Annotated in this window: 11 protein-coding genes; 1 reads left to right on the top strand and 10 read right to left on the bottom strand. The window is 39.0% G+C overall.

Annotated elements, in window-relative coordinates; all coding sequences use genetic code 11:
- Positions 1-181 precede the first annotated feature (181 nt).
- The 4 genes from ACTFWY_RS15735 to ACTFWY_RS15720 all read right to left on the bottom strand — a co-directional run bounded on the left by ACTFWY_RS15735 (position 182) and on the right by ACTFWY_RS15720 (position 3799).
- Positions 182-673 (bottom strand): hypothetical protein, encoded by a 492-nt coding sequence (locus ACTFWY_RS15735; protein ID WP_003129279.1) that lies wholly within the window; start codon positions 671-673, stop codon positions 182-184.
- A 15-nt stretch (positions 674-688) separates the two neighbouring features.
- The gene (locus ACTFWY_RS15730; RefSeq protein WP_029486218.1) at positions 689-1156 is read right to left on the bottom strand and encodes a GNAT family N-acetyltransferase; all 468 of its coding nucleotides are present in this window, start codon (positions 1154-1156) and stop codon (positions 689-691) included.
- Between the two features lie 157 nt (positions 1157-1313).
- Positions 1314-1436: a hypothetical protein gene (locus ACTFWY_RS15725; protein ID WP_255210091.1), complete on the bottom strand. Its 123-nt coding sequence runs from the start codon at positions 1434-1436 to the stop codon at positions 1314-1316.
- A complete protein-coding gene (locus ACTFWY_RS15720; RefSeq protein WP_439927258.1) occupies positions 1433-3799 on the bottom strand; it encodes a cation-translocating P-type ATPase in 2367 nt (788 codons plus the stop codon). The genes ACTFWY_RS15725 and ACTFWY_RS15720 overlap by 4 nt, the downstream gene beginning before the upstream one ends.
- Before the next feature lie 112 nt (positions 3800-3911).
- Here ACTFWY_RS15720 and ACTFWY_RS15715 point away from each other — a divergent pair, with 112 nt between their 5' ends.
- On the top strand, positions 3912-4592 hold the full coding sequence (locus tag ACTFWY_RS15715; RefSeq protein ID WP_439939962.1) for an IS6-like element IS1216 family transposase: 681 nt from the start codon (positions 3912-3914) through the stop codon (positions 4590-4592).
- A gap of 305 nt (positions 4593-4897) precedes the next feature.
- Here the strand turns inward: ACTFWY_RS15715 and ACTFWY_RS15710 are convergent, their stop codons facing one another.
- From ACTFWY_RS15710 to ACTFWY_RS15685, 6 genes are all read right to left on the bottom strand, one after another.
- Positions 4898-7309 carry a glycoside hydrolase family 2 TIM barrel-domain containing protein gene (locus ACTFWY_RS15710; RefSeq protein WP_439927335.1) on the bottom strand — a complete coding sequence of 804 codons (2412 nt, stop codon included), beginning with the start codon at positions 7307-7309 and terminating at the stop codon, positions 4898-4900.
- Positions 7310-7333: 24 nt separating this feature from the next.
- Positions 7334-9040 (bottom strand): glycoside hydrolase family 3 protein, encoded by a 1707-nt coding sequence (locus ACTFWY_RS15705; protein ID WP_439927337.1) that lies wholly within the window; start codon positions 9038-9040, stop codon positions 7334-7336.
- A 191-nt stretch (positions 9041-9231) separates the two neighbouring features.
- On the bottom strand, positions 9232-10026 hold the full coding sequence (locus ACTFWY_RS15700; protein WP_060815625.1) for a ChbG/HpnK family deacetylase: 795 nt from the start codon (positions 10024-10026) through the stop codon (positions 9232-9234).
- Between the two features lie 11 nt (positions 10027-10037).
- Positions 10038-11306 carry a PTS sugar transporter subunit IIC gene (locus tag ACTFWY_RS15695; protein ID WP_060815623.1) on the bottom strand — a complete coding sequence of 423 codons (1269 nt, stop codon included), beginning with the start codon at positions 11304-11306 and terminating at the stop codon, positions 10038-10040.
- Positions 11307-11465: 159 nt separating this feature from the next.
- Positions 11466-12827 carry a glycoside hydrolase family 1 protein gene (locus ACTFWY_RS15690; RefSeq protein ID WP_060815621.1) on the bottom strand — a complete coding sequence of 454 codons (1362 nt, stop codon included), beginning with the start codon at positions 12825-12827 and terminating at the stop codon, positions 11466-11468.
- Positions 12828-12940: 113 nt separating this feature from the next.
- A complete protein-coding gene (locus ACTFWY_RS15685; protein ID WP_029486209.1) occupies positions 12941-13741 on the bottom strand; it encodes a MurR/RpiR family transcriptional regulator in 801 nt (266 codons plus the stop codon).
- Positions 13742-14029 lie beyond the last annotated feature (288 nt).

The raw sequence follows: 14029 nt of genomic DNA, 5'->3' as shown, positions 1-14029 counted from the left end.
AGCTTTAAAGACAATAGGGCGTTTCACCCTTCAATTCCTAACAGATCTCGAAAAAAGCTTATTGCCTTCTCCCTACCAAAAAACTAGTAGTAAGAAAACAATAAGCGTTTCACATGAAGATAATTATTGAATGATTTGAGCGATAAAAAGCCAGTGGCAGTATTTCAGCGATCATTTTTACTTACTCATCGTGTTGAATCTGGTACACTAACTGATCGAGCAATGGACCATAATCTACTCGCTGATAATCCGTCACATCAAATTCATAGAGCGTTCCCAAAGCAAATTCAGCGTACTTTCGTTCATTGATGATTCGTCGGAATTCTTCCTTTGTAATATGATTGGTTCCTAATGAACGGTCTTCTAGACTATCGCCATAATGATAGTGATCCATGATATAGCTCAAATGCCGTTCCGGCTCCCGATCTCGCTGGTAACGCCGTTCCCACAACACTTCGAAATCAGCCGTTAAGCGAATCGTGATTACTTCATAAGCATAAGTATCAGCAAGGTCTCGCAAGCGTCCTTTTTGCTTCTCGCTAAATGGATACTCCGAAACAATGACTTTTTTCTCCGCTTCCATATATAACTCTAATGCGCGATAAAAGAACGGATAGTGACACTGAATGGTTCGAATCGAAAAGGGCGAATACCTTTCTCCTTTATTACCCATTTAGTAAGAAACAAGTTAAAGCGGATAAACCAAAAGATGCTGCGGTCCTTTGGGTCCCATTTTCTCTTCACCACTATCTACAAAACCCACAGAATAATACAGTTTTTTTGCTGCACTATTTTTTTTATTGACTGCTAGAACAATTTGTTTCATTGCTGGAAAATGAGTTTTTACAAAATCAGGCAATAATCGCAATGCTTCTTTTGCATATCCCCTCCTTAGAAATCTCGCATCAGTAGAGAAACTCCGCAACAAAAGAGCGTCATTTTCATCCGTATAGTCTGCTTTTTGGGGTCCTGCATCCAAAACAAAAAAAGTGACCAGTTTCTGTTGGGAAAAAGCCAAGATCGGATGATGCTGGGGATTCTTTTGGGAAAGTGCAATATTCTCTTGTGGCGTCCCTGTGAAATAGGTCATTTCGTCAGTCAGAAAATAATTGGTAACAGCTTCTTTGTATTCCTCTCGGTATTCCATTAACTCCATCTTTTATGCACACTCCTTCTGGTCTAGAGCAATAGCCCGCTCATTTGTAAGTCATTTTATCAATTATTGCTTGAAATTACGAATAAAGTCATATACCTGATCGTTACACAGGTATATGACTTGAAGGAAAATGCCGATAAATCAGTGAAGATCTTTTTTACATTGAAAGTTTGCCTTCTAAAACTTTCGCTTCTTTGCTGCGAAAAGCTTTGGTCAATTCACTAACAATCAGTGGGACTAATGAGAGCAGAATCACGATCACCCATTCAATTCCTGTCAAACTTTGAAAATTTCTTGCAAGAATGGAATGAACAAGACCGCCAACTGCAAAGCTAAGCTGACTAGAAAGGCTTTATTCATCGCACTGTTGGAGAAGACACCAATGCTGAAAATAGAACGTGTTTCGCTGCGGACAGCAAACGCACGAGTCAATTCCCCAAAGACAAGTGTAGCAAATGCCATCGTATTTGCTGTGCCGTCAGCAACGGTTGGATCTGACAAGACGTATTCCCCTAACCAATAAGCTGCCAACGTGATTGCTCCTACCAAAACGCCGTAAAAGATTATACTTGCAGCAAAGCCATCAGCAAAAATGCTTTTCCGGGAATCGCGAGGTTTTTGTTTCATCACGCCTGGCTCAACTGGTTCCATTCCTAAAGCCAATGCAGGTAGTGAATCAGTGACTAGGTTCAACCAGAGGAGTTGGATCGCAACTAATGGCATCTGATGGAAATTCAATGCAGTTGCAACGAAAATCGTGATGATTTCACCGATATTACAACTCAATAAATACTGAATCGATTTCTTGATATTGGAGAAGATCCCTCTTCCTTGTTCGACCGCATGGACGATCGTGGCAAAGTTATCATCCGTCAAGATCATATCCGCTGCCCCTTTAGCCACATCCGTCCCGGTGATTCCCATCGCACAACCAATATCGGCTACTTTCAAGGCAGGCGCATCATTGACACCATCACCTGTCATGGCGACGACCATGCCTTTTGCCTGCCAAGCCTTAACGATCCGCATTTTATGTTCAGGCGAAACTCGCGCATAGACAGAATACTTTTCTACTTCTTCCAATATTTCTTGCGGCATCATGTCCAGTTCTGAACCTGTCATGGCTAGATTTCCAGAGCGGAAAATAGTCAATTCTTTGGCGATTGCAACCGCAGTCAATTTGTGGTCACCAGTGATCATGACGGGGCGAATCCCTGCATCGTAACATTGAGCCACCGCTTCTTTGACTTCTTGACGGGGAGGATCGATCATTCCGACTAACCCGACAAATGTCAAATGGTTCTCGATGTCTTCTGAAGTCAGCTCTTCGGGCACTTCAGTAATGTCTTTATATGCAACACCTAGAACGCGCAAGGCATTTGATGCCATATCAGCATTTTTAGCAGCAATTTTTTGAGCTTCTGCTTCATCAACCCTACAGCGTTTCAGCAAAACATCAGGTGCTCCTTTGACCATGACGCGATAGCCTTGTTCGGTTTTATGGATCGTGCTCATCAATTTGCGTTCCGAATCAAAAGGAATCTCAGCCACACGAGGCATGTTTGCTTCTAACTCATTTTTGTCTAAATTTTCTTCGTACGCTTTGCTGACAAATGCGATTTCTGTCGGGTCGCCGGTCACTTGGAACTCACTGCCATTGACCGTTAACTTAGAATCATTACACAATGCTCCGATGACCAATAGTTGCTGCGGGGTTGCCGATCCATGAACGAAGGTTTCAACTACGGTCATTTTGTTTTGCGTCATTGTACCCGTTTTATCACTGCAGATCACTGAAGCAGCCCCCAAAGTTTCGACTGCAGGTAGCTTCTTCACGATGGCATGACGTTTCACCAATCGTTGGACACCTAATGCCAGAACAATCGTAACGATGGCCGCCAGTCCTTCGGGAATAGCCGCTACCCCAAGGGAAACAGCCATCATGAAGATTTCAAGAATTGGCCGACTGTATAAAAGACCTACGATAAACATCAGGACACAGATCCCTAAACAGATAATCGATAACAATTTTGAGATTTCTGCCATTTTTCGTTGTAGCGGTGTCGTATTGTCATCTTCAGAGATCAACATGTTCGCAATACGGCCAACTTCCGTTTTCATCCCGGTACTAGTAACGACACAAGTTGCACGCCCATTAGTGATCACTGTGGAGGAAATCAGCATGTTCTTGCGATCAGCTAAAACAGTATCTTCAGGCAATGCTTCTAGTGCTTTTTTGTTCACAGGAACTGATTCACCTGTCATGGCAGATTCATCTGCTTTTAGATTGGCTGCTGACAAGATCCGCACATCCGCTGGTACTAAATCGCCAGCTTCTAATTCAATGATATCTCCCGGAACAAGAGTAGCTGTTTCAACATGTTCCAGTTTCCCATTGCGAATCACTTTAGCCAACGGGGCTGACATTTTTTGTAATGCTTCCAAGGATTTATTGGCATTGTTTTCTTGTGAGATCGAAATGATGGCATTGATCACGACGATCAACAAAATAATGACGGAATCGATCCAGTCTTCAAAACCGCTGGAAACATAAGAAAGAAAAGCAGCGATCAATAGTACGATAATCATTGGATCTTCTAATTGCCCGATCACTTTTTTCAATAAACTTTCTTTCTTTTTCACTTCTAATTCATTTCTTCCGAAAGACTGCAGCCTTTTTTGGTTCTGTTGCAAAGTTTTAAATCTACTATCAAATAAGGTAGAATAATAGAAAAAGATAGCAGGAGGAATGACGATGAATCATTTTAAAGGAAAGCAAATTCAGCAGGATGTGATTATTGTAGCCGTGGGCTACTATCTTCGTTATAACCTTAGCTATCGTGAAGTTCAAGAAATCTTATATGATCGTGGCATTAACGTTTCTCATACAACGATTTATCGTTGGGTGCAAGAATATGGCAAACTACTTTATCAAATTTGGAAAAAGAAAAATAAAAAATCCTTTTATTCATGGAAAATGGATGAAACGTACATCAAAATTAAAGGAAAATGGCATTATTTGTATCGAGCCATCGATGCAGATGGTTTAACCTTGGATATTTGGTTACGTAAAAAACGGGACACACAAGCAGCCTATGCTTTTCTTAAGCGGTTAGTGAAGCAGTTTGATGAACCGAAGGTTGTAGTCACAGATAAAGCCCCCTCTATTACAAGTGCCTTTAAGAAACTAAAAGAATACGGCTTTTATCAAGGGACAGAACATCGTACCATTAAATACCTGAATAATTTGATTGAACAAGACCATCGTCCAGTAAAGAGACGCAATAAATTCTATCGAAGTTTACGCACTGCCTCTACCACGATTAAAGGCATGGAAGCCATTCTAGGATTATATAAGAAAACCCGAAAAGAAGGCACTCTCTTCGGGTTTTCGGTCTGTACTGAAATCAAGGTATTATTGGGAATCCCAGCTTAAATCATAGATACCGTAAGGGATTTTATTCTTTATTTAAAACTTTGCAACAGAACCATAGGGAGCATATCATCATTTTCTGAACACCTTTTGTAACTTGTTATCAATAGACTTATCGTCTATACCCACTTGCTCTCCTAAATTTCAATTATAATTTCTGCTTCTAACGTCGCCCATTAATTCTTATATATATCACTACAACTCTTAATTTACTTAATAAACTCTATTCCACTAGAAATAGTAATGGTTCCTTCGTCAAAGTCACCATCTAACATTGACTTTTTCAAATTACTTACATTTTTATAATGCTATTTTCCTTTTTTTAGTGCTGCTTGGATAAGCGGTACTTTTCCTGGTTCTTTTTTTATGATTGCCATTAATTTTCCTGAAAAAAGTTTTTTCTCTTGGCAATTATACCCGTCTAGATCTGCGGGATCGCCATTAGCAAGTCCGAGGATTGTTCCATTTTTTACCAAAACCGCTACAAGTTCGTCTGCAGTTGGCACCTCGATCCCTTCTGAATCGATTCCTTGGATCTCAAATAGAGAGTAGTCCGCTCCACAGAATCGTTCTTTAACTGTGACAGAATCAGTCGGACCGCTTGTTTTTCGAGTTGCTTCAATTGTTTGTTCCTCTTTGACACCAATGGCTTTTAAACAACCTGGTTCATAAGGAATATGCCAAGATAGGCCATCTTTATCATTTTTTTTCTTTCCAAAACTCTTCCCGTTCAGAAACAACTCAACAGTATGACAATTAGAAAAAGTCCTCACCTCCGTAACCCCTTGGTCAATTGTTAACCCTTCTTTGTTCCAGTGAGGAAACACATGAACCATTGGTGTTTCAGTCCACCTTGATTGATAATAATAAAAAGAATCCTTTTCAAATCCGACCGTATCTGTAATTCCAAATTGAGAACTGATTCCAGGCCAGTGAAACGGTGCTGGCTCACCGTAGTAATCCATAAATGTCCACAAGAAGACACCTCCCATATAGGCATGTTCTTCTAAGTAACGCAGTACTTCTTTCGGTTTAGCCGTACCACCGGTTCCTGGCTCTTCAGGCTTTCGTTTCCCAGGTAAGACCATAGAATAAAGAGAACCAAAGTTTGAAGTATGACATTTTTCGCTGTTGTCTTGATAGACCCCTCTTGTCGAAAAGTAAGAAGCACTTTCCGTACTAAGATATGAAAATAGCGGATACTTTTCCTTTACAGCAACTAAACCTGTCCCATTTACAGCAGACTCAGGATAATTGACCCCGTTCACATCAAAAATACGCATATAAGAAGCATCCACCTGACCAGCAGGATTAAGTAATTCCGCTGAAACAATGAGACTTTGCGAAGTATGGGTTCGGATCACAGCTGCTAATTTTTGTGCAATTCGGTAAGCAAGCGGCGTATGACCAATCACCTCTTCATTACAAAGGGACCAAAAACAAAGAGAAGGATGATTACGTGTTTGCTTCACCATTTTTACCAGCTCATTTGTCCGCCACTCACTAGATTCCAAGATGCGGTTCTCGTTCATAACGATGATACCTAATTCATCACATAATTCAAGGAGATCTTTGGAAGCAAAGTGATGTGCACTGCGATAGGCGTTTACCCCCATTTCTTTCATTTTCAACAGCTTATACCGTAAAATATCTTTTGGTAATGCGACACCTAGACCACCAAAGTCTTGATGCTCACAGACCCCTCTTAATTCTTTACGTTCCCCATTAAGCAGAAAACCTTTCGTAGTATATGCGACTGTCCTAATACCAAAACAAAGCTGATAGTCATCGATTTGGTTCTCGCCATCAAATAGTTGAAAAGTAGCTTGGTATAGATGTGGATTCTCGAGAGACCATAGCTGAGGCGCGCAGATTTTTTGGCAATAACTCCATTCTGTTGTCGCCAAAGGATCTACGTTACACTCATGGATATTTTGTTGATCAGCCACCTGACTTTTGATCGTTATCTTTTGTTTTTTCTCAAAATGATGGTTAGCAAGACCAATGGTGATTTTAAGGAGCGCTTCCTGCTGGTTTATTTCAGTTGTTTCGATAAACGATGCTTCTGCCACAATCTGAAGCTTTGGTTTTATTTCTAAATATACATCCTTATATATACCTGCTCCCTCATACCACCAGCCTTCCGCGCCTTTCGTCGTATCCACTTTGATCAACACCACATTCACTCCCTCTGAGCCGATGCGTATCAGTTCAGAGACATCAAAAGAAAAATCAGAGTATCCACTGTAATGATCACCTAGAAATACACCATTAAACCAGACAGATGCCATACGCATGACGCCCATAAAGTGGAGAGTCACTTGCTTTTCGTTCACTTCATCTGGAGTTAACGCAAAAGTCTTACGGTAATAGGCAATGCCATCTGGCTTTGATCCACTCATCAGTAAATCGGGATCATTAACATACGGAAGTTCATTTTTCCAATCATGAGGGAGATCAACAGATACCCAATCTTCGTCAAGTTCACTTTCCAAAGCAGTGTTCACCAACATTCTCAAGCCTTTTTCACGATCACCTTGAGCAATCAGCCGTAGAAAATGTTCTCCACCAGCACCTATCAAAACAGTATCCCCCGCTTCATTTTCAAGCGGAGCTGCCAAGCCACCGATAGCTGCGGCTTTTCTGACTGTTTTCATTGGCTCTTCTATCTCACCTAAGTGAAATTGCCAGCCATCATTCAGTAATCGATTTTGTCTCATTTTTTCTCCGCCTTATTATAAAAGTTATTTTGCTCTAGCTAAAAAGTCCCCACAAAATGGATCGATCGGGCTCTTACCTTTAAACGGTTCTTTCCCTAGCAATTTCTGGATTACAGCCTCCACTGTTTCTGGATTTCCTGTATACGCATTGATAAAAGTTGAAACATAAGGGATGTCAAATAGGTGATAGGGATTGGCAGTAGAAACAAAAATGGTAGGGAGATCCTTTTCATACCAGGGAGCATTTGCGGCCATCAAATGATTCCAATCCAAACGAACTGTTGTCTGATTGCTGGCGGTCTCAACATTAGCAACATACAATGCCAAATCAAATTTATTTCTAAGATCCTCAACCCCTGCCTCGAAAACCTCTTGGAAATCCAATTGTTGATTATCGAAAAGATTGACTTCAAATCCAGCAGCTTCTAATCCAGCTTTAAAAAGCGGACCGACTCGTCCTCCCTCTTTAAATCCACCGTCGTCAGAATCACCCAAAATAACGAGTCGGATTCGAGGGTATCGTTGTGGGGTGAGTGGTAAGTGTTTTTCTCTGTCTTTGACCAATGTAATCGACTCATCAGCAATTTTTTTCGTTACCCACTGATATTCAGTACGATCGATGACACTTTTAGGAGTACTATTGACTGTCTCTTCCCTTACTTCAGTAAATAAACCATGGTACATCTTGACTGCTAAAATTCGTGCGACTGCTTCATCCAAACGTTCCATACGAATGCTTCCCTCTTTTACAGCAGATGCGATCACTTCATAATCTTCATCAATATTTTTATTAAAAAGCAACATATCGATTCCTGCATTGATTGAAGCAACGAGTCGCTCTCTATGAGGCATGATCGTCGTGTAACCGACCATTGGTGTTGCATCAGTGATAGCCAAACCATTGAAGCCCAGTGTATCTCTTAGTAACCCGTTAACTAGAAGTTTCGAGCAAGAAGCAGGCATCAATTCGGTTTCTTTGATCGTTGGTGAAAGTTTTCGCTCCCACGCAGGCTGATAAATGTGTCCCACCATGATACAGCTGACGTTTTTTTCAATAAACTGTCGATAAATAGTCCCATACGATTCCATCCACTCATTCGCGGAGAGTGAATTGATCGAACTCAGTAAATGTTGATCCCTTTCATCAACACCATCCCCAGGAAAATGCTTGATCACTGGAATGATGTTACTCTCAGAAAAACCGTCTATCTGCGCTTGAGCCATGCGAATAATTCGTTTTTGATCACTTCCAAATGTGCGAGTATTCGTGATTGGGTTCTTGAAGTTATAATCAATATCGACAATCGGTGAAAAAGCCATATTAATACCAATTCGAGCCGCTTCCAGCCCAGCAATTTTTCCTAAGTAATAGGCATTTTCGGTGCAATCTGTAGCGGCGATCTGCATAGGATTACCGACCCATGTCCCTTCCGTAAGAATACCATTCCCACCTGGCTCTAAATTTGCGGAAAGAAACAACGGTATCGTGCTGGCATCTTGGACTGCTCTTAGCTGATCCTTCAGCTTTTCAGCATTGTCGGGGCGATACATCATTCCTCCCGGTTGGTATTTCTTAATAAAAGCCGTCAATTCCTTTACAGAACCTGATTGTCCAATCACGAAAAAAAGCTGACCAATTTTTGCTTCGTTACTCATACTGGCAATTAATCTTTGTATTTTCTGAATTTGTTGTACTGTTAAATTGTACGGACTTTTATCTAGTTCAATCATAATGTTCTCCTTTTTTTATTTTAAAATCTAAAGTCACCAAATCATCAGCTTGCTTCCTATTGAAATCTATTATATAAAACCTGATTTTTCCTTGATAGAATTCTTCTCGCAACCTCAGTTACTCAAGATTTTTATTAAAAAATGAGATTTTATCATATAAATATTTCCATAGATAAGAAAATATCAAAGCCTCATTTCTTCCAACTATCTGGCAATTCTTTAAAAGTAATCAACTCAATTTGATTATTTTCAATCCACTCTTTAACATCATTGCTGGTTAACGCTTGTAAGTCCATAGCTCGGCAAGTATTGAAACTTGAGAGCTGAAAAATTTCAGCATCTAGATAACCACAATGAGAAATTAGATACCCATATTCTGAGCCGATTAGTTTACCTTTATCTTCAATAATATAGTTTGTGAGATTTCCGCTCAATTGGCTTTGGGCATCACCGGGCATATACCATCCCATTCCAGCTTGCTTCACCACATTTTTTTCCATCAATTGCAATGTGCAAATGACATCATACTCCTTAGCTAGTCTTTTTGTTACTGTATCGATAGTTGCTGTACCATACGCATGGTTGTGAATATAGTCTGGCTTTTTTCCCACTAACTGAATGTATTTTTCAATTTGCGCTTTAAATTCATCATATACTTGCCCACTAAAATCTGCTAAGTGATCAAACCCATTTTCCTCACAATCTAACTGACGATTTTCATAGCTTGTTAAAAATTGACCGTTTAATTTTGTTAAATTTGGGATAACAGAATGCGATAATAAAGAAGATCCAGTTGACAAGTTTAAGTCAATACCAAAAGCAATATCATTTATATATGGCTTCAACAAAAACACACATTCTTCAATCCATGGCATGTTGGTAAACATTCCTGTATTTTTTATGACACCATTTTGAATTCCAAAAATACAGCCCTGTGAAACAGCTCGAGTTATCCCAAAGTCATCACTTTGAATCAAAAGTTTCATTTTTCTCCACCTTATTTTGTAGTTTTTGAGTTTTCTTCATCAAATTTCTGTTTATCGTAAGCTTTCACAAATGGAATATAAGAGATAGTGACAATTACAAATAATATGAAACCCCAGATTAAGCCTTGAAGTCCGTAATTTACCCAATTTCCAATAAAAAATGGTAAACTCGCAGTATTTTGTCCACCTGCTCCTGTACTATATCCTAGAAGACCAACTACTTTTAAGAAATGCGTTCCAATTACAGATAATGTTGGCGCGATGAGAACCCAAGGAATGAAAAAGATTGGATTTAAAATCATGGGGATTCCAAAGTATGCTGGTTCATCAACTCCGAAAATAGCTGGTACTAAACTAAGTTTCCCAATTGAACGATTCACTTCTGATTTAGCAAAAATCAAGATAGCTACTAACAATGGGAGAGATCCAGTACCAAAACTGAGAGTATCTCCAATAAACATATGAGGCAACGGTTTTCCTGCTTGATACGCTGTCAAATTTTCCAATTGTAGTTGCATAAACAATGTCATAAGAACGGGACCAATTGTCATTCCTCCATGAATACCAAAAAACCATAGACCATACATGATAATTTGGAGAATCCAAAGCCCCCAAATATTAGATCCTAAAGCATTCAGAGGTGTTCCAATTAATGTGTAGACAAACTGATGAAATGAGCCAAATGAGGTGATTGAAAAACTATAACTAATTAACCCGAATACAATTGTGGAAAGAATAACTGGAATTAACGCCGTAAATTGTTCGGCAATATATGCTGGAACCTGATCCGGTAACTTAATTCCCAAATGGTATTTTTTACACAAAACGAAAATTGAACCTACAATGAAAGCGACAAGAAACGAGCTGAACATACCAGAACTACCTAACCAATTAAGCGGTAAAGAACTCGTTGCAACTGGTTCTGACGGTACTGTGTATGGTGTAATGATAAAAAAACAAATAAATGAAGTAATCCCTACAATAAGCTTTGAACTGGAAATATCTTTTTTCTGTGCAAATGAATAGGCAACGAAAAATGCAAGATACAAACCAATCGTACCAGATGTCCACTGGTAAATTACTGACAATATTGGCTTAATACCAAATGAAGTTAAAATTTTTTGATATGGTTCATAGGAAATACCATTAAAAAGTCCTGCAAATCCTCCTGTCATAGTAATTGGTAGCATCATCATAAAAGCACCAGTTATAATCTGCAACAAGGTATTGTTAGCAATTTTCTCAGATACAGCTGTTAATCTAGCAATAAATTTTGTCATTTATTCCATTCCTTCCTTTACCAAATCTCTTGTAAATAAAACTTTTACTTTTTCTACCTTAAGTAAGAAAATTGGAGTCATCCGAATTTTTTTACTAAACCAATCTACCCAGAGCCAGTTTGCAAAACAATTTTCATTTTCCATATCTATCATGTCAACTTATTGGTTAAAGATTCTCTTTTTGTACCAATAGAAACTGTCTTTTGGAATTCTACTGCATTCTTTCAAATCAGTATCTGTTCTATCCACATAAATAAGACCATAACGTTTTTTAAAGCCCTGATGTGAACTAACGAGATCTAATAAAGACCACGGACTATATCCCAATAAAGGATATCCTTCCTCAATGAAGCGTTCACATTGTGCGATATGATTTTCTAAATAATCAATTCTATAATCATCATGAATCTTTCCATCTTCAAGAACATCAGAATAAGCTAGGCCATTTTCAGTGACAATCATTGGCAAACCATAACGTTCATAGACATCTCTCATCCCGATATATAGCCCTTCAGGATCAATTCCAAATTCCATCCATTTCGTCTTCTCCAGATAGGTATTTGTACCTAATGTAAATAATTCGTTGCGGTAAAAGGGTGGCAACTTACTCGTATCTTCTTTTGGCTTTAATGATCGGATGCAGGTACTTGCGTAGTAATTGATACCGATTAAATCAGGCTTATTTTGGCGAAGAATCTCATCATCATCCGGTTTAGTTTCCGGAAACCAGCCTTTTTTTGTTAAGTAATGCTGATAACTTTTAGGATAGCGTCCCAAAACAGACATATCAAGAAAACAATTTTGCAGAAAGTCTTCAGCATTTTTTGATGCCAAAATATCAGCTGGTGCCGGAGTTTCTGGATACACCACTTGCATCGAACAAACTGGACCAATCTTACCATTCTTAACAATCTCTCTAAAACGGGCAATTGCTTTTTTTTCTGCAAGAGACATGTGATAGCTCATTTGATACATTTGTTTCATTTTTTTATTAGGATCAGACTCGTGATTCCCATTCAAATCTGAAGCAGCAGTCGCAATCAATTGCTCGTTAATCGTTCCCCAAAGTTTGACTCTATCTCCAAAGTTTTCAAAACAGACTTCAGCATATTTGACAAAGAGATCAATACATTTTCGGGAACGCCAACCACCAAAATCCTCCACAAAAGCTTGTGGCATTTCAAAATGGTATAACGTTGGAAAAGGGGTGATTCCTTTTTCAAGACAAGCGTCAATCAACTGATTGTAAAATTCGATTCCTTCTTGATTGACCTGATATCCATCCCCCATGATTCGAGTCCAATTAAAGGAAAAACGATAGAGATTAATTCCTAGTTCATCCATTAACTCAACATCTTCTAATAGATGATGATACTGATCTGATGCTACTTTTGAATCAGCAATTCCCTCCGGTACGTGACGCACATCTGTTGTTGCAATCCCTTTTCCACCTTCACCAAAGCCTCCTTCTACTTGAAATGCTGAGGTTGATGCCCCCCAATAAAAATCTTTTTTAACCATTGTTCCTTCCACCTTTCCCTTATAAGAAAACGATACCATTCAGAATTAATTCTAACGACAACAAAACAAGACCTCTGGTTTCAAACACAAAGGTCTTGTTTCAAAATATGAAACTATTGAGGCAAATAGAACTTTTTCATATACATATAAATCAGTAACTCCATCATGTATAGAATAGCAATCCGTCCTTCGGTGTTTTCGTTGATCTCTCCACAGAGGATAATTTGGTCTGCACTTCGTTCAATGATTGGAGAATGCTTAAACGTAAAGACGATAATTTTGATTCCCTTTTTCTTCAAGGCTGCAATCACTTTTTCACTAAAGTAAAAGAAACCACCCTCCATCGAAAAAATCAAAACCAAGCTATCTGGCGAGCTTTCTTCCACAATTTTTAATTGTTCTTCCACTGTAAAACCAATCCGAATAATTTTATCCATGCTTGCTAATTTGCTTTGCAAATGCTGTCCCATAAAAGCAGCAAATTCTAAGCCAAACAAAGCAACATTTTCTGTTTCATGAATCGCAGAGACCACTGTTTCAATTTCTGAAACCGAGAGCTGTTCTTTGGCGTACCTCAAATTGATCAAAAGATTTGAGGTGAATTCGTCCAGAAATTCCTCCCATTGTTCCACGGGCTGGATCACTTTTTTGGAATAATCGCTGACGATATCGATCTCTTTTTCAACCGCTTGTTTGAATTCCGTATAAGACGAAAAAGCCAAAATTCGAGTGAATCGCGAAATCGCTGCAGTCGACACAAAACATTCTTCTGCGAGTTCATAAATGGTCATCTTAGGGATTTTCGAAAAACTTCTTAGAATCGCCTGTGCAATAAAGTAATTATTGTCTTGTTTTTTCTGATTATTTAAATAGCGCAACAAAAGACTTCTGACTGAGGTTCCTTTATTTTCCATTCGATCTACCTCCTAAATACGCTTTCATCTAAATATACAATGAACGCCAGGGAAAGCAAAGTTGAATTGGTGAAATTCTCCTTATACTCTGCGCCCATTTCGATAATTTGAATATAAAAACCTTTCCCTTGCCTGGCCAATATCCATATTCCATAATCAGACGTGAGAAACGTTCCACGGTTCTGTTGCAAAGTTTTAAATAAAGAATAAAATCCCTTACGGTATCTATGATTTAAGCTGGGATTCCCAATAATACCTTGATTTCAGTACAGACCGAAAACCCGAAGA

The sequence above is a fragment of the Enterococcus sp. 125944 genome, assembly GCF_051909435.1.
Taxonomy (GTDB): Bacteria; Bacillota; Bacilli; order Lactobacillales; family Enterococcaceae; genus Enterococcus_D; species Enterococcus_D gallinarum.
The sequence above is the reverse complement of the archived record's forward strand: the minus strand, read 5'-3'. Positions and strand labels throughout refer to the sequence as shown.

Coding starts and splice junctions, on each gene's coding strand:
- ACTFWY_RS15735 (WP_003129279.1), bottom strand. CDS start 673: ATGGGTAATAAAGGAGAAAGGTATTCGCCCTTTTCGATTCGAACCATT.
- ACTFWY_RS15730 (WP_029486218.1), bottom strand. CDS start 1,156: ATGGAGTTAATGGAATACCGAGAGGAATACAAAGAAGCTGTTACCAAT.
- ACTFWY_RS15715 (WP_439939962.1), top strand. CDS start 3,912: ATGAATCATTTTAAAGGAAAGCAAATTCAGCAGGATGTGATTATTGTA.
- ACTFWY_RS15710 (WP_439927335.1), bottom strand. CDS start 7,309: ATGAGACAAAATCGATTACTGAATGATGGCTGGCAATTTCACTTAGGT.
- ACTFWY_RS15705 (WP_439927337.1), bottom strand. CDS start 9,040: ATGATTGAACTAGATAAAAGTCCGTACAATTTAACAGTACAACAAATT.
- ACTFWY_RS15700 (WP_060815625.1), bottom strand. CDS start 10,026: ATGAAACTTTTGATTCAAAGTGATGACTTTGGGATAACTCGAGCTGTT.
- ACTFWY_RS15695 (WP_060815623.1), bottom strand. CDS start 11,306: ATGACAAAATTTATTGCTAGATTAACAGCTGTATCTGAGAAAATTGCT.
- ACTFWY_RS15690 (WP_060815621.1), bottom strand. CDS start 12,827: ATGGTTAAAAAAGATTTTTATTGGGGGGCATCAACCTCAGCATTTCAA.
- ACTFWY_RS15685 (WP_029486209.1), bottom strand. CDS start 13,741: ATGGAAAATAAAGGAACCTCAGTCAGAAGTCTTTTGTTGCGCTATTTA.